Below are 15,383 nucleotides of genomic sequence, written 5' to 3'. Positions count from 1 at the left end.
CCCCTCATTAGATGACTTCGATTGAACCACCTTTAGCAGTGATAGCTGCTTCAGCAGATTTTGAGAATTTAGCTGCTTTAACAGTCAATTTCTTAGTCAATTCACCGTTACCAAGAACTTTAACGCCTGATTTTTCAGCACGAACGATTCCAGCTTCTTTAAGAACTGCTGGAGTTACTTCTGTACCATCTTCAAAGACGTTCAATTGATCAAGGTTTACAAGTGCGTATTCTTTAGCGTTGATGTTAGTGAATCCACGTTTTGGAAGACGACGGAACAATGGAGTTTGTCCACCTTCAAATCCTGGACGTACGCCACCACCGCTACGAGCTTTTTGACCTTTTTGACCACGGCCTGAAGTTTTACCGTTACCAGATGAAGTACCACGACCTACACGGTTACGGACTTTACGAGAACCTTCAGCAGGTTTCAATTCATGAAGTTTCATTATTATTTTCTCCTCTTTTTGTAAAATGCTAGCGCCTCTAACCAAGTAAGGTAGCTTAATTAGAAACTCGCCTATACATGAAATTCAGTTTAAGTCGCAAGGGAACCCTCACGACTTAAATCAATTTTTATTTAACGTCTTCTACAGTTACCAAGTGAGATACTGCGTTGACCATACCACGGATAGCAGCGTTGTCTTCTTTAACAACTGAGCTATTCAATTTACCAAGTCCAAGAGCAACAACTGTTTTACGTTGTTCTGGTTTGCGTCCGATTGGAGACTTAGTCAAAGTAATTTTAATTTGAGCCATTGTTATCTCCTTTCTTATGCCAAGTCAGATACTGAGATGCCACGAAGAGCCGCAACTTCTTCAGCACGTTTAAGTTGTTTCAATCCTTCAACAGTCGCACGAACGATGTTGATTGGAGTGTTTGAACCGAGTGATTTAGATGTTACATCAGCAACACCAGCCAATTCGATGACGGCACGAACTGCACCACCAGCGGCAACCCCAGCCCCTTCAACAGCTGGTTTCAACAATACTTTCGCTCCACCAAATTCTGAACGAACTTCGTGAGGAATAGTTGTACCAACCATAGGAACTTCGATAAGGTTTTTCTTAGCTGCTTCAACTGCTTTACGGATAGCTTCTGGAACCTCTTGAGATTTACCAGTACCAAATCCTACGCGACCATTACGGTCACCAACAACAACAAGAGCAGCAAAACGCATGTTGCGTCCACCTTTTACAACTTTAGTAACACGGTTGATAGCAACTACGCGTTCTTCAAGTTCTACTGCATTATCTTTAAATGCCATTATTAAGTGTCCTCCCTATTAGAATTTCAATCCGTTTTCACGAGCTGAGTCAGCCAAAGCTTTAACACGTCCGTGATAGAGATATCCACCGCGGTCAAACACCACTTCAGAAATACCTTTAGCTACTGCGCGTTCAGCAACAAGTTTACCGACAACAACGGCTTGTTCTGTTTTAGTTCCTTTAGAAACTTCTTTATCAAGAGTTGATGCACTTGCGAGCGTTACACCCGCTACGTCATCAATAACTTGAGCGTAGATGCCTGTATTAGAACGGAAAATGTTCAAACGTGGGCGATCAGCAGTTCCAGAGAGTTTTCCGCGAACGCGACGGTGGCGTTTTTGGCGGAGTTTGTTTTTATCTGGTTTCGAAATCACAATTTTCACCTCTTAATTATAATGCTTGCTCATGAGAGCTTTTGGTAAAGAGACAATCCAAAAAGAATTGCCACAAGGATAAAATCCTATTATTTACCAGTTTTACCTTCTTTACGACGTACGTATTCACCAACGTAACGGATACCTTTACCTTTGTAAGGTTCTGGTGAACGAAGGCTACGGATATAAGCAGCTGTTTGACCAACAACTTCTTTGTTAATACCACTTACAACGATTGAAGTTGCAGATGGTACTTCAAAAGTAATACCTTCTGGAGCTTCAACTTCGTCTTGGTGAGATTTACCAACTGAAAGAACAAGTTTTGTTCCTTGGAGTTGCGCACGATATCCGACACCGCGCATTTCAAGTTCTTTTTTGAAACCTTCAGAAACACCAACAACCATGTTGTTCAAGTTTGCACGTGAAGTACCGTGGATTGTTTTGTTTTCTTTTGAGTCGTTTGGACGGTGAAGTGTAACTTCGTTGCCTTCAACTTTGATTTCAATGTTTTTGTTAAACTCACGAGTGAGTTCGCCTTTAGGTCCTTTAACAGTAACAACGTTATCGTTGTTTGTTACTTCAACACCAGCAGGCAAAGTAATAACTTTATTACCAATACGTGACATAGTATTTAATTCTCCTGTTAGATTATCAAGCCACAAAGTGACTAGTTTTCACGGGGATGAGTCTCATCGAATATAATCAACGAAACTCGCACAAATCATTTGAAATAAGTGCTTAGGATCAGCTTCTTACCAAACGTAAGCGATAACTTCTCCACCAACGTTCTTTTGACGAGCTTCTTTGTCAGTCAAAAGACCTTCTGAAGTAGAGATGATCGCGATTCCAAGTCCGTTAAGAACTTTAGGAACATCTTCACGTTTAGAGTAAACACGAAGACCTGGTTTTGAGATACGTTTCAAGTTAGTGATAACACGTTCACCGTTTTGTCCGTATTTCAAGAATACGCGGATGATACCTTGTTTGTCATCTTCGATAACTTCAACGTTTTTTACGAAACCTTCACGTTTAAGGATTTCAGCGATACCTTTTTTAATGTTTGATGCAGGTACTTCAAGTACTTCGTGTTTAGCTTGGTTAGCGTTACGAATACGTGTCAAGAAATCTGCAATTGGGTCAGTCATAACCATTTTATATTTTCTCCTCTTACTAGTAGTTTGAATAATTCACTTGCTAGTTAATGATTGAGCTAGGCTCAGATTGTGTTTAATACATTCAAATTAGATAAAACTAACTTGAATATATCATGTTTTTACCAAGAAGCTTTGGTAACACCTGGAATTTGACCTTTGTAAGCCAATTCACGGAAGCAAACACGGCAAAGTTTAAATTTGCGATAAACTGAGTGTGGACGTCCACAACGTTCGCAACGAGTGTAAGCTTGCGTAGAGAACTTCGCAGGGCGTTTGTTCTTAGCAATCATTGATTTTTTAGCCAATTTATTTACCTCCTAGATTATTTTGCAAAAGGCATTCCAAGGCCTTTAAGCAATTCACGACCTTCTTCGTCAGTGTTAGCAGTAGTTACGATAACGATATCCATACCACGTACTTTATCAACATCGTCGAAGTTGATTTCTGGGAAGATAAGTTGTTCTTTAACACCAAGTGTGTAGTTACCACGTCCATCAAATGATTTAGTTGGAACACCATGGAAGTCACGAACACGTGGAAGTGATACTGATACCAATTTATCCAAGAATTCGTACATGCGTTCACCACGAAGGGTAACTTTAGCACCGATCGCTACACCTTCACGAAGACGGAAGCCAGCGATTGATTTCTTAGCTTTAGTAATCAATGGTTTTTGACCTGAAATAAGTGCCAACTCAGCAGCAGCTTTTTCAAGAGTTTTAGCGTTGTTTACAGCTTCACCAACACCCATGTTGATAACGATTTTATCAACTTTTGGCACAGCCATAACTGAAGAATAGTTAAATTTTTCAGTCAAAGCTGGAATTACTTCGTTAGTGTATTTTTCTTTAAGACGGTTAGCCATTTAATACTTTCTCCTTTCCTTCGTGATTAGTCAAGCACTTCGCCTGATTTTTTGTTGTAACGAACTTTTTTGCCGTCAACAACTTTGTAACCTACACGTCCAGCTACACCGTTCTTGTCAAGAACTTGAACGTTTGAAGCGTGGATTGGTGCTTCTTTTTCCACGATAGCACCTTGAGGGTTTTCAGCTGATGGTTTTTGGTGTTTTTTGATGATTGCAACACCTTCAACAACAACTTTGTTTACTTTTGGAAGAGCTTTAAGAACTACTGCTTCAGTTCCTTTGTCTTTACCAGCAATAACGCGAACTTTATCGCCTTTTTTTACAAACATTTGAGTATTTCTCCTATTATTTCTTACGCCCTAATGGGCACCCTGAATATATCAGGGGACTAAGTTTGTGTTAATTCAGATTAAAGTACTTCTGGCGCCAAAGATACGATACGCATGTATCCACCTTCACGCAATTCACGTGCAACAGGGCCAAAGATACGAGTTCCACGAGGAGTTTTGTCATCGCGGATGATTACTGCAGCGTTGTCATCAAACTTGATGTATGAACCGTCTGGACGGCGTGCACCAGTTTTTGTACGAACGATAACAGCTTTAACAACATCACCTTTTTTAACAGCTCCACCTGGTGTAGCTTGTTTAACAGTTGCAACGATAACGTCGCCGATGTTAGCGAATTTACGTCCTGAACCACCAAGAACTTTGATAGTCAAGATTTCACGAGCACCGCTATTATCAGCAACTTTTAAGCGACTTTCTTGTTGAATCATTTCAATTGTCTCCTTTTAGTTTTATTAGATAATAACAGCTTCTTCCACAACTTCTACAAGACGGAAGCGTTTTGTAGCTGAAAGTGGGCGAGTTTCCATGATACGAACGATATCGCCTTCTTTAGCAACGTTGTTTTCATCATGTGCTTTGTATTTTTTAGAATAGTTGATACGTTTACCATAGACTGGGTGGTTACGTTTAGTTTCAACTACAACTGTGATTGTTTTATCCATCTTGTCAGATACTACGCGTCCAACAAGGGTTTTACGTTGATTACGTTCCATTATTAGAATTGCTCCTTTCCCAATCTATTATTTGATTTCAGATTGCACAGTTTTAACACGTGCAATTTGTTTTTTCACTTCGTTCAAACGGGCAGTTTGATCAAGTTGACCTGCTGCAGCTTGGAAACGAAGGTCGAAAAGTTCTTTCTTAAGTTCGTTTTCTTTTTTAGCAAGCTCTTCTTGAGACAAGCCACGAAGCTCAGCAACAAACTTTTTGATTTCTTCAAGTTTCATGTCTTCTCCTTATTCTGCTTCACGTTTCACGAATTTACATTTAACTGGCAATTTGTGGCTAGCAAGACGAAGCGCTTCACGTGCAACTTCTTCAGAAACACCTGCGATTTCGAACATTACTTTACCACGTTTAACTGGTGCTACCCAACCTTCAGGTGCCCCTTTACCAGAACCCATACGTACACCGATAGCTTTAGCAGTGTATGATTTGTGTGGGAAGATCTTGATCCAAACCTTACCACCACGTTTCATGTAACGAGTCATGGCAATACGAGCAGCCTCGATTTGACGGTTTGTAATCCAGTGGCTAGTTGTAGCTTGAAGACCGTATTCACCGAATGATACTTCTTTACCACCTTTAGCCTCACCGCGCATTTTTCCACGGAATTCACGACGGTGTTTAACACGTTTAGGTACTAACATTTGTTATTTGCCTCCTTTAGTGTTTTTACGAGCTGGAAGAACTTCTCCACGGTAGATCCAAACTTTAACACCAAGTTTACCGTAAGTTGTGTCAGCTTCTTCCCAAGCGTAATCGATATCAGCGCGAAGTGTGTGAAGTGGAACTGTACCTTCAGAGTATCCTTCTGCACGGGCGATATCTGCACCGTTCAAACGACCTGATACTTGAGTTTTGATTCCTTTAGCTCCAGCACGCATTGCACGTTGGATAGCTTGTTTTTGTGCACGACGGAAAGCAACACGTTGCTCAAGTTGACGAGCAATTGTTTCACCAACAAGGTGAGCGTCCAAATCAGGTTTCTTGATTTCAACGATGTTGATGTGTACTTGTTTTCCAGTCAATTTGTTAAGTTGAGCGCGAAGAGCGTCAACGTTTGATCCACCTTTACCGATAACCATACCTGGTTTAGCAGTGTGAAGTGAAACAATAACTTTGTTTACAGCACGTTCGATTTCAATAGTTGAAACTGAAGCGTCTGCAAGTTCTTTTTGAATGAATTTGCGGATTGCCAAATCTTCGTGAAGGTAATCTGCGTATTCTTTTTCAGCATACCATTTCGCATCCCAGTCACGGATGATCCCGACACGCATACCAATTGGATGTACTTTTTGACCCACGAGTTTACCTCCTTATTTTTCTGACACAACTACAGTTACGTGAGTTGTGCGTTTGTTGATTGGTGAAGCTGAACCTTTCGCACGTGGACGGAAACGTTTCATTGTTGGTCCTTCGTTTGCGAATGTTTCAGATACTACCAAGTTAGCTTTTTCCAAACCAAAGTTGTTTTCTGCGTTAGCGATAGCAGAGTTAAGAGTTTTCTCAACAATGCGAGCTGCTTTGTTTGGAGTGAATTTCAAGATTGCGATTGCATCAGCAACGTTCTTACCACGGATAAGATCAAGAACAAGACGTGTTTTACGAGGTGAAACACGCACTGTACGAGCCATTGCTTTAGCTGAAGTAATTTCTGCCATTGTGTCCTCCTCCTATTAACGACGTGTTTTCTTATCGTCAGCTGCGTGACCTTTGTAAGTACGAGTTGGTGCAAATTCACCAAGTTTGTGACCTACCATGTCTTCTTGGATGTAAACAGGAACGTGTTTACGTCCATCATAAACTGCGATAGTGTATCCGATGAAACTTGGGAAAATCGTTGAACGACGTGACCAAGTTTTAATTACTTTTTTCTTTTCGTCATTTGCTTGAGCTTCAACTTTTTTCATCAAATGCTCATCGACGAAAGGTCCTTTTTTAAGACTACGTCCCATTTTGTAGTTTTCTCCTTTAAATTGAATGTACCACAGCGGCTTGCACTAAGAAGTGCTACCGAGTTGGCGGATGTTATGTGCTAAGCGACTAAATTATTTTTCGTTACGACGACGAACGATAAGTTTGTCAGATTTAGCTTTCTTGTTACGAGTTTTAAGACCAAGCGCAGGTTTACCCCATGGAGTAGATGGCGCTTTACGTCCAACTGGTGCCTTACCTTCACCACCACCGTGTGGGTGATCGTTAGGGTTCATTACAGAACCACGAACTGTTGGGCGAATACCTTTCCAGCGATTACGGCCGGCTTTACCAAGGTTGATAAGTGATTGTTGTTCGTTACCTACAGTACCGATAGTTGCACGACATGTACCAAGAACCATACGAACTTCGCCTGATTGAAGACGAACAAGTACGTATTTACCTTCTTGACCCAAAACTTGAGCAGAAGCACCAGCGGCACGGATAAGTTCAGCACCTTTACCTGGTTGAAGCTCAATGTTGTGGATAACTGTACCAACTGGGATGTTTGCAAGTGGAAGAGCGTTACCAATCTTGATATCCGCATCTGGACCTGAAACAATACGTTGACCTACTTCAAGACCTTTAGGTGCGATGATGTAAGCTTTAACCCCGTCAGTGTAGTGTACAAGAGCGATGTTTGCAGTACGGTTTGGATCATACTCAATTGTTTTAACAACTGCTTCAACGCCATCTTTGTTACGTTTGAAGTCAATCAAACGGTAGTGACGTTTGTGTCCGCCACCTTGGTGACGTACAGTGATACGACCGTTGTTGTTACGACCAGCTTTGTTCTTAAGAGAAACAAGCAATGATTTTTCAGGAGTGCTTGTAGTGATTTCTGCGAAATCCAAAGAAGTCATGTTACGACGGCCATTTGTCGTTGGTTTATAAACTTTAATACCCACGTTAATTTCTCCTTTGATTATTCAGCTTCAGCTGCAAACAACTCGATTGCTTTAGAATCAGCTGTAAGAGTGATGATAGCTTTTTTAGTTTTTGAAGTGAAACCAGTGTAACGTCCAACACGTTTTTGTTTTGGTTTAACAGTTACAGTGTTCACGCTAGCAACTTTAACACCTTCAAATGCAGCTTCAACTGCTTGTTTGATCAAGAGTTTGTGTGCACGTGTATCAACTTCGAAAGTGTATTTTCCTGCTTCAAGAGCAATCATAGATTTCTCAGTGATAACAGGTTTTTTGATTACGTCATACAAATTCATTATGCAAGAACCTCCTCGATTGATGAGATAGCTTCTTTAGTAACAAGAAGTTTATCTGCGTTTACGATGTCAAGTACACTTGCAGTTGCAGGAGTTGCAACAGTTACGTTTGCAAGGTTACGTGCTGAAAGTTCAGCGAATTTGTTTCCTTCTTCAACGATAACAAGTACTTTAGAATCGATGCTAAGAGCTGAAAGAACGTTTGCGAATTCAGCAGTTTTTGGAGCTGCAAATGAAAGAGCTTCAACTGCTACAAATTTATCTTCTGCAACTTTAGCTGAGTAAACAGATTTCAATGCAAGGCGACGAACTTTTTGTGGAAGTTTGTATCCGTAAGAACGTGGAGTTGGTCCGAAGACAACACCACCACCACGCCATTGTGGTGAGCGGATAGAACCTTGACGAGCACGTCCAGTTCCTTTTTGACGCCATGGTTTACGTCCACCACCTGATACTGCTGAACGGTTTTTAACCGCGTGAGTACCTTGGCGAAGGCTAGCACGTTGGCTGATTACGACATCAAATACTACTGATTCGTTTGGTTCGATACCGAAGATAGCGTCGTTAAGTTCAACTGTGCTAACTTCTTTACCAGTTTGGTCAAATAGTTTTACGTTTGCCATTTTTAACTGATTTCTCCTTTCTTATTATTTAGCAGCTTTAACTGCTGATTTGATAGTGATAAGAGATTTCTTAGCACCTGGTACGTTACCTTTGATAAGGATAACGTTTTTCTCTGGGATAACTTGTACAACTTCAAGGTTTTGAATTGTCACACGGTTGCCACCCATACGTCCTGCCAAGTGTTTGTTTTTGAAAACACGGTTAGGCGCAACAGGTCCCATTGAACCTGGACGACGGTGGTAACGAGAACCGTGAGCCATAGGTCCGCGTGATTGACCGTGGCGTTTGATAACACCTTGGAAACCTTTACCTTTTGAAGTACCAGTTACGTCAACAACATCTCCAGCTTCGAATGTGTCAACAGTGATTTCTGATCCAACTTCCAAGCCTTCAATGTTTTTGAATTCACGAATGAAGCGCTTAGGAGCTGTGTTAGCTTTCGCTACGTGGCCTTTGGCAGGTTTGTTGCTCAATACTTCGCGTTTGTCGTCAAAACCAACTTGAACTGCTTCGTAACCGTCTGTTTCAACAGTTTTAACTTGAAGCACAACGTTTGGAGTAGCTTCGATGACAGTAACAGGGATAAATTCACCTGCTTCAGTGAAGATTTGAGTCATTCCCACTTTTTTCCCTAAGATTCCTTTTGTCATGAGAAAATATTTCCTTTACTTTATTGTTTTTTCAAAAAGTTTTTTATGAGCGTTTTTTATGCTCAAAAAAGTTTTTAACGAGCGTTTTTTATGCTCAATGAATCAAGCTTTAAATTAAAGTTTGATTTCTACGTTCACACCACTTGGAAGATCAAGTTTCATCAAAGCGTCAACTGTTTTTTGAGTTGGGTTGATGATGTCGATAAGACGTTTGTGTGTACGCATTTCAAATTGTTCGCGAGAATCTTTATATTTGTGAGTCGCACGAATAATTGTGTAGAGACTACGTTCAGTTGGAAGTGGAACTGGCCCAGCAACTGTCGCACCTGTGCGAGTTGCAGTTTCTACGATTTTTTCAGCCGCTGTATCAAGCGTACGGTGTTCGTAAGCTTTCAAACGGATACGAATTTTTTTGTTTGCCATTTTTTCTCCTCTTTCGTCTATTTAAGATAATAGGCTAGCTCCTCAAGAAAACCAACACGGATTGCGTGGCAGTGCAACCAGGCGTGTCGCAACCTCTTGTATCATAGCTAAGCGCTGTATTTACAGCACCATAATATAATAACAAAAGAACCTACTCATTGCAAGGGATTTTTAAAGTTTTTTTCCTTTTTCTTTATTTTCTTTTTTGACTAAACAAAAAAATCCATCTTCGATGGATTTTTTATCAACTTTCTTGAGTGTAGTCGTACCCCATGTGTTCATAGGCTTTAACCGTTGCAACGCGTCCTGTACGTGTACGCATAATGAATCCTTTTTGAATTAAGTAAGGTTCATACATATCTTCTACCGTTTCTCGCTCTTCTGCAATATTCACCGACAAGGTACCTAGACCAACCGGTCCCCCACCATACATTTCAATCATAGTTCGAAGAATTTTTTGATCGACATAATCTAGTCCTTCATGGTCCACATCCAACATAGTCAACGCCTTGTCTGCAATCTTATCATCAATGATACCATCACCCATGATTTGTGCATAGTCTCTCACGCGCTTAAGTAGGCGGTTAGCAATACGAGGCGTCCCACGGCTACGACGTGCTAGCTCTAGAGCAGCTTCAGGTGTTATAGTCATGTCAAAGATTTCTGAAGTACGTTCAATAATTTCCTTCAAATCTGGTAGCTCATAATATTCCATATGACCATTAATCCCAAAGCGAGCCCTCAATGGATTTGACAACATACCTGCTCGAGTAGTTGCACCTACTAATGTGAACGGTGGTAACTCTAGATGGACACTACGACTTGTTTCGCCTGCACCAATCATGATATCGATGTAGTAATCTTCCATAGCACTATAAAGAACTTCTTCAACTGCCATAGGCATCCGGTGAATCTCATCAATAAATAGGATATCACCTGGCTCCAAGTCATTGAGTATAGCAACTAAATCACCAGCCTTTTCAATTGCTGGCCCAGACGTCTGCTTTAAATTGACGCCCATCTCATTAGCTATCACAAAAGCCATAGTTGTTTTCCCCAAACCTGGAGGACCAAACAAAAGAGTATGATCTAGGGCTTCATCACGAAGTTTAGCTGCCTCTATAAAAATCTTTAATTGGTCTTTAACCTTATCTTGACCAATGTATTCCTTAAAGTACTGTGGACGAAGGGTACGCTCAACATACTCTTCATCTCCTAGTAAATCATTATCTAATATTCTTGCCATAGGCTTATTTTAGCACAAAACAAAAAACGCAGTCAAAATTTGTCCATAAAAAAGAAGACAAGACTTGCCTTCTCTTTTAATTATTTCTTACCACCCTTAACTGGTGCTTTATCAGCTTTCTCTATAGCTTCTTTAATTGTCTTAGTATAGAGTTTAGCACCACGGTTAATTGAGTCGCTATCGGATCCAAAGTGAACCCCATCTGTACCATTCCAGATAGAAATATTTTCTTTAGCCACTTGATACCAGTCAGCAACCGTCACAAAGTCATATTTCTCAGCCATCTCTAACTCATACTTACGTAACTGAAGCAAAGATTGAGCCTCGTTACCAGATTTACTTCCATTATATGGTGTTACAAAGATAATATGGTGACCCTTAGGTAAATTCTTGATGATTTTATTAATAACGCCTTTATAGTCGTCAATCTCATTAACACCACCAGCAATGACAACATCCTTAGCAAGAGCATTACTATCCGCGTAATCTTTAAGCAAATCGTTGATTGTTGATAGGTTACGACTGACTACTGCATCTATAGCGACATTATCAATACTTGATTCCAGCTGATCTTTTGATCTAAGAGCTACGGAGTCCCCTAAAATTGTCACTCCCTTATTCACACCAAATGAAGTAGCCTGACTGTTCTCCGCATTGGTACGAGTTAATTTCATCTTAGTTTGAGCTTGCGACAACCCATTAGCTTCTAAATCTTTCTCAAAGTTCCCTACAGCCGGCGCAAAGAGAGAAATAAGCACTGTAATTAAAGTGAGGCCACTAAATACATAAAGCACAATATGTCGGTACGGCGTCAAGTCTAGGTCTATTCCAAAGAGACTGGCCTTTCTTCCTGCAATAAATGGCTCTATTATATAGTAGGAAAGTGTCGCAAAAACAATTGACAGAATCGTTGTCAGAATGACTGCAATAATATTATTGGTCAATTGACTAAAGATAATATATAGTGGCCAGTGAAAAAGATAGACACTATAGCTGATCTCTGCCAGATAACTAATAAGAGCAGGCTCTGATTTTCCAGGCAATTTCTCATGGAGGACACGGGCAGAGTAAATCATAACAGCCGTGAACAAACTAGCCAAAACAAAACCAAATAGGTAGGTGATGCGTTCCTCAAAATGAAGGACTAAGCCCAACAATACGAGCAAGGCAAAACTCCCTGCCATATAAAGGACTGTCTTTTTCAGAGTCCAAAGACGTATATTTTTCTTGAACCTAGCGGTCGTTTCATACACACCTGAAAGTGTCGCAAAGAGCGAGCCTAGGAAGAATGGATAGGCATGCGTAATTGATGAGAAATATAAGCGAGAAAAACTATCAACAAAGAAAGCACTAATAAACATTGATAAGAAGCTCACCATAAAGCAAGCAAGAGATACCATAAAGACTAGGCCTCTAAATTGATTTTGATGTTTGACACGCTTAGCTAGGAACCAAAGCAAGGCACCCCAAAGAATATAATAGTGAACCTCAATAGCCAGACTCCATGTATGGAGGTAAATATGCTGGTTAAACTGGTTCTCGTAATTTCCTCCAGTCAGAATCTCATAATAGTTAGTTACAAAACCGATAACAGAGGTAATTTGACGTCCAATACCTGCAATAAAATCATTTCGAACCAAGAGTGCCAAAGGGGTACAGATAAGCACCATCAACACAAGTGGTGGTACGATCCGGTAGAAGCGTCGTCGCATAAAACCAAGGTAATCAATGCGATGCGTCCGAGATACCTCATCGATCAAAAGCGCTGTAATCAAATACCCTGAGAAGGTAAAGAAGACATCAACACCGATGAAGCCCCCAGGAAGAATACTTGGGAAGAAATGATAGATCAGAACCAAAAATAGTCCTGTCACACGAATATAAGAAAACCAGTTAATTCTCATCCTTTAAAAATCCCCTGTTTAAATTTTCCTTTGTAGGTAACCTTATTTTCAGTGGTCAATTTTCCTTGGCCATCGGCTTGGCCAGACTTGAACTCACCTTGATAAATCCAACCCTCATGAGATTTGAAGGTTCCTTGACCATTAAAGGAACCATTCTTAAATTCTCCCGTGTAGGTATCACCATTGTCATAGGTCAAAGTTCCTTGACCATTCAAACGGTGGTTCTGCATCTGACCTTTATAGGTAATCTTAGTCCCATCAATCTTGATAGAATGTTGCGTTTTTATAGTCACCAAAAACAAGGACAGGGCGCATAAAATAATAACCCCTACTGTGATACGCTCAAATTGATTTCGGTCAATATCAATATTTTTAAAATCAAAATTCTTTAGTTGTTTAAAATTCATTGTCTATCCTTAATCCATTGTAACCAGTCTCGACAACCTGCAGTTACCAATTTATATGTTTCTTCAAAGTCACCTGTGTACCATGGGTCTGGCACTCCACCAGGTCTGAAAAGCTTGATTTTATCGTCATAATGCCCTGCAGATATCTGTAGAAGATCCTCAACATTTGACTCATCCATTCCCACAACTAGATCAAAGAACTCAAAATCAGCCTGACTAATCTGCTGTGAGCCCTTGGAAGAGTCAAAAGAAATAGCATATTTCCTTAAAATCTTTTGGGTACCTTGATGAACTGGATTTCCATGCTCCCATGAAGATGTCGCGCGACTTTCGATATGCAAAGACTTTTCTTGGTCCAGCTCTTTCATCACAAATTCTGCCATTGGGCTACGACAAATATTCCCCAGACAAACAAATACAATCTTCTTCATTATTCACCTCTTGCCCAAAACTATTAAGAGATAAGCTCACTTATTTTCTTTGTCAAAATTACGAACACACTTTTAAATCATGAAAGTAGGTTCTCATTAATTTTCATTTAATCAATCCATATTATACCGAAAAACTAATCAAATAGAAAGGTTTCTTTCCTAATCATATCGAAAAATTAGTTACCTTTTTTAACAGTTGCAACATTCATATTAATCTATAAGTTTAAGGCGTGAGAAAAGAGAACCTAGTTTCCTAGATTCTCCTTTTATTGGCTTTAGATATTTGACCAAACACTTTCAAGAATGTTTGTTTGTTCACGTCCTGGTCCTACAGAGAAAGTAGAGATACGTACACCTACCAACTCACCAACACGTCGAACATAATTACGAGCATTTTCAGGAAGCTCATCTAAACTACGGCAACCTGTGATGTCTTCTTCCCAACCTGGCAATTCTTCATAGATTGGTTTACAGCGTTTCAATTGCTCAAGACTAGCTGGGTAGTAATCAATACGCTCACCATCAAGATCATAAGCTACACAAATTTTTACAGTGTCAAGACCTGAGAGAACATCGATACAGTTCAAGCTGAGGTTTGTGATACCTGATACACGACGGCTATGGCGCATCACCACTGAGTCAAACCATCCCACACGACGTGGACGTCCAGTTGTTGTTCCATATTCATGACCAACTTCACGGATACGTTCACCTACTTCATCAAATAACTCAGTTGGGAAAGGACCATCACCAACACGACTCGTATAGGCCTTACATACACCTACGACCTTATTGATTTTAGATGGACCAACACCTGAACCGATTGTAACACCACCCGCAACTGGGTTTGATGACGTTACAAATGGGTACGTACCTTGGTCAATATCAAGCATAACCCCTTGAGCTCCTTCAAAGAGGACACGTTTACCTGCATCAAGAGCGTCGTTCAAGATAACAGATGTATCTGTGACGTATTGCTTAATTTGTTGTCCGTAAGCGTAGTATTCTTCAAAAATCTCATCGAATGATAATTCTTCAGCCTCATACATCTTACTGAAAAGACGGTTTTTCTCAGCTAAGTTTGTTTTCAAACGATCAGCAAAGATTTCTTTGTCCAAAAGGTCTGCAATACGGATACCTACACGCGCAGCCTTATCCATATAGGCAGGCCCAATACCTTTGTTAGTTGTACCAATCTTATTATCACCTTTAGCAGCTTCTTGCAGTTGATCAAGTTTAATATGGTACGGCAAGATAACGTGCGCACGGTCAGAAATACGAAGGCTCTCTGTTGACACACCTTCGGCATGAAGATATTCCAACTCTTTGACAAGTGATTTAGGATTGACCACTACACCGTTCCCGATAACAGAGATTTTCTCTGGGAAGAAAATACCTGATGGAATCAAGTGCAATTTAAATTTCTTACCATCGATAACAATCGTGTGACCTGCATTGTCTCCACCTTGATAACGTGCGATCACTTCGGCATCTTGACTTAGGAAATCTGTAATTTTCCCTTTACCTTCATCACCCCACTGGGTACCCACAACAACTACTGATGTCATATTATTTTGATAACGGACAGCTCCACCTTTACGAGGCTGTCCCCACCTTTCTTGAAAAACTTCACGGTGGGAATTTCACCCACAAGTTTCGCGTTACAGTTTATTATAGCAGAAAAAAGGCTATTTGTTCAACGTTGAAAGCGCTTCTTACAAAATATTCTGACAGTTATAGCTAAGATTGCAACTCGTTATTTACA

The 15,383-nt window shown here is 40.3% G+C and carries 26 protein-coding genes; all 26 read right to left on the bottom strand.

Annotated elements, in window-relative coordinates; genetic code table 11:
* Window positions 1-7: 7 nt before the first annotated feature.
* On the bottom strand, window positions 8-448 hold the full coding sequence (rplO, locus tag HMPREF2637_RS01385; protein WP_002885849.1) for a 50S ribosomal protein L15: 441 nt from the start codon (window positions 446-448) through the stop codon (window positions 8-10).
* 127 nt (window positions 449-575) lie between these two features.
* A complete protein-coding gene (gene rpmD, locus HMPREF2637_RS01380) occupies window positions 576-758 on the bottom strand; it encodes a 50S ribosomal protein L30 (RefSeq protein WP_002885773.1) in 183 nt (60 codons plus the stop codon).
* 14 nt (window positions 759-772) lie between these two features.
* Window positions 773-1,267, bottom strand: a complete 495-nt coding sequence (gene rpsE / locus HMPREF2637_RS01375) for a 30S ribosomal protein S5 (RefSeq protein WP_002885626.1) — start codon at window positions 1,265-1,267, stop codon at window positions 773-775.
* Between the two features lie 18 nt (window positions 1,268-1,285).
* Window positions 1,286-1,642 carry a 50S ribosomal protein L18 gene (rplR, locus tag HMPREF2637_RS01370; RefSeq protein WP_002885810.1) on the bottom strand — a complete coding sequence of 119 codons (357 nt, stop codon included), beginning with the start codon at window positions 1,640-1,642 and terminating at the stop codon, window positions 1,286-1,288.
* An 89-nt stretch (window positions 1,643-1,731) separates the two neighbouring features.
* The gene (gene rplF / locus HMPREF2637_RS01365; protein WP_002887056.1) at window positions 1,732-2,268 is read right to left on the bottom strand and encodes a 50S ribosomal protein L6; all 537 of its coding nucleotides are present in this window, start codon (window positions 2,266-2,268) and stop codon (window positions 1,732-1,734) included.
* A 126-nt stretch (window positions 2,269-2,394) separates the two neighbouring features.
* Complete coding sequence (rpsH, locus tag HMPREF2637_RS01360; protein WP_002885642.1) at window positions 2,395-2,793, bottom strand: 30S ribosomal protein S8; 399 nt, start codon at window positions 2,791-2,793, stop codon at window positions 2,395-2,397.
* 122 nt (window positions 2,794-2,915) lie between these two features.
* Window positions 2,916-3,101: a type Z 30S ribosomal protein S14 gene (locus HMPREF2637_RS01355; RefSeq protein ID WP_001085699.1), complete on the bottom strand. Its 186-nt coding sequence runs from the start codon at window positions 3,099-3,101 to the stop codon at window positions 2,916-2,918.
* A gap of 17 nt (window positions 3,102-3,118) precedes the next feature.
* A complete protein-coding gene (rplE, locus tag HMPREF2637_RS01350; protein ID WP_002887058.1) occupies window positions 3,119-3,661 on the bottom strand; it encodes a 50S ribosomal protein L5 in 543 nt (180 codons plus the stop codon).
* A 26-nt stretch (window positions 3,662-3,687) separates the two neighbouring features.
* Window positions 3,688-3,993: a 50S ribosomal protein L24 gene (gene rplX / locus HMPREF2637_RS01345; RefSeq protein WP_002885874.1), complete on the bottom strand. Its 306-nt coding sequence runs from the start codon at window positions 3,991-3,993 to the stop codon at window positions 3,688-3,690.
* A gap of 80 nt (window positions 3,994-4,073) precedes the next feature.
* Window positions 4,074-4,442, bottom strand: a complete 369-nt coding sequence (gene rplN / locus HMPREF2637_RS01340) for a 50S ribosomal protein L14 (protein ID WP_002885711.1) — start codon at window positions 4,440-4,442, stop codon at window positions 4,074-4,076.
* Between the two features lie 24 nt (window positions 4,443-4,466).
* On the bottom strand, window positions 4,467-4,727 hold the full coding sequence (rpsQ, locus tag HMPREF2637_RS01335) for a 30S ribosomal protein S17 (RefSeq protein WP_002885836.1): 261 nt from the start codon (window positions 4,725-4,727) through the stop codon (window positions 4,467-4,469).
* 27 nt (window positions 4,728-4,754) lie between these two features.
* Window positions 4,755-4,961 carry a 50S ribosomal protein L29 gene (rpmC, locus tag HMPREF2637_RS01330; RefSeq protein WP_002885754.1) on the bottom strand — a complete coding sequence of 69 codons (207 nt, stop codon included), beginning with the start codon at window positions 4,959-4,961 and terminating at the stop codon, window positions 4,755-4,757.
* A gap of 9 nt (window positions 4,962-4,970) precedes the next feature.
* Window positions 4,971-5,384 carry a 50S ribosomal protein L16 gene (rplP, locus tag HMPREF2637_RS01325; protein ID WP_000960950.1) on the bottom strand — a complete coding sequence of 138 codons (414 nt, stop codon included), beginning with the start codon at window positions 5,382-5,384 and terminating at the stop codon, window positions 4,971-4,973.
* Window positions 5,385-5,387: 3 nt separating this feature from the next.
* The gene (gene rpsC / locus HMPREF2637_RS01320) at window positions 5,388-6,041 is read right to left on the bottom strand and encodes a 30S ribosomal protein S3 (protein ID WP_002885727.1); all 654 of its coding nucleotides are present in this window, start codon (window positions 6,039-6,041) and stop codon (window positions 5,388-5,390) included.
* Between the two features lie 12 nt (window positions 6,042-6,053).
* Window positions 6,054-6,398, bottom strand: a complete 345-nt coding sequence (gene rplV / locus HMPREF2637_RS01315) for a 50S ribosomal protein L22 (RefSeq protein ID WP_002887063.1) — start codon at window positions 6,396-6,398, stop codon at window positions 6,054-6,056.
* Window positions 6,399-6,413: 15 nt separating this feature from the next.
* Window positions 6,414-6,692 carry a 30S ribosomal protein S19 gene (rpsS, locus tag HMPREF2637_RS01310; protein WP_000533765.1) on the bottom strand — a complete coding sequence of 93 codons (279 nt, stop codon included), beginning with the start codon at window positions 6,690-6,692 and terminating at the stop codon, window positions 6,414-6,416.
* A gap of 93 nt (window positions 6,693-6,785) precedes the next feature.
* The gene (gene rplB, locus HMPREF2637_RS01305) at window positions 6,786-7,619 is read right to left on the bottom strand and encodes a 50S ribosomal protein L2 (RefSeq protein ID WP_002887065.1); all 834 of its coding nucleotides are present in this window, start codon (window positions 7,617-7,619) and stop codon (window positions 6,786-6,788) included.
* 17 nt (window positions 7,620-7,636) lie between these two features.
* Window positions 7,637-7,933: a 50S ribosomal protein L23 gene (locus tag HMPREF2637_RS01300; protein WP_002887066.1), complete on the bottom strand. Its 297-nt coding sequence runs from the start codon at window positions 7,931-7,933 to the stop codon at window positions 7,637-7,639.
* Window positions 7,933-8,556: a 50S ribosomal protein L4 gene (gene rplD / locus HMPREF2637_RS01295; protein ID WP_002885795.1), complete on the bottom strand. Its 624-nt coding sequence runs from the start codon at window positions 8,554-8,556 to the stop codon at window positions 7,933-7,935. The genes HMPREF2637_RS01300 and rplD overlap by 1 nt, the downstream gene beginning before the upstream one ends.
* 24 nt (window positions 8,557-8,580) lie before the next feature.
* Window positions 8,581-9,207, bottom strand: a complete 627-nt coding sequence (gene rplC / locus HMPREF2637_RS01290; RefSeq protein ID WP_002885755.1) for a 50S ribosomal protein L3 — start codon at window positions 9,205-9,207, stop codon at window positions 8,581-8,583.
* A gap of 114 nt (window positions 9,208-9,321) precedes the next feature.
* Window positions 9,322-9,630: a 30S ribosomal protein S10 gene (rpsJ, locus tag HMPREF2637_RS01285; protein WP_002885653.1), complete on the bottom strand. Its 309-nt coding sequence runs from the start codon at window positions 9,628-9,630 to the stop codon at window positions 9,322-9,324.
* Between the two features lie 244 nt (window positions 9,631-9,874).
* Window positions 9,875-10,876: a Holliday junction branch migration DNA helicase RuvB gene (ruvB, locus tag HMPREF2637_RS01280; RefSeq protein WP_002887068.1), complete on the bottom strand. Its 1,002-nt coding sequence runs from the start codon at window positions 10,874-10,876 to the stop codon at window positions 9,875-9,877.
* Between the two features lie 80 nt (window positions 10,877-10,956).
* A complete protein-coding gene (locus HMPREF2637_RS01275) occupies window positions 10,957-12,780 on the bottom strand; it encodes an acyltransferase family protein (RefSeq protein WP_064523563.1) in 1,824 nt (607 codons plus the stop codon).
* Entirely contained in the window at window positions 12,777-13,187 is a 411-nt protein-coding gene (locus HMPREF2637_RS01270; RefSeq protein WP_064523565.1) for an MORN repeat-containing protein, read from the bottom strand. Before HMPREF2637_RS01270 ends, HMPREF2637_RS01275 begins: the two co-directional genes overlap by 4 nt.
* A complete protein-coding gene (locus HMPREF2637_RS01265) occupies window positions 13,184-13,618 on the bottom strand; it encodes a low molecular weight protein-tyrosine-phosphatase (RefSeq protein WP_064523568.1) in 435 nt (144 codons plus the stop codon). The genes HMPREF2637_RS01270 and HMPREF2637_RS01265 overlap by 4 nt, the downstream gene beginning before the upstream one ends.
* Window positions 13,619-13,893: 275 nt before the next feature.
* Window positions 13,894-15,186: an adenylosuccinate synthase gene (locus tag HMPREF2637_RS01260; protein WP_002887072.1), complete on the bottom strand. Its 1,293-nt coding sequence runs from the start codon at window positions 15,184-15,186 to the stop codon at window positions 13,894-13,896.
* Between the last annotated feature and the right edge of the window lie 197 nt (window positions 15,187-15,383).

The sequence above is a fragment of the Streptococcus sp. HMSC065H07 genome, assembly GCF_001837325.1.
GTDB lineage: Bacteria > Bacillota > Bacilli > Lactobacillales > Streptococcaceae > Streptococcus > Streptococcus salivarius_H.
Note: the sequence above shows the minus strand (reverse complement) of the source record. Positions and strands in the feature narration are given on the sequence as shown.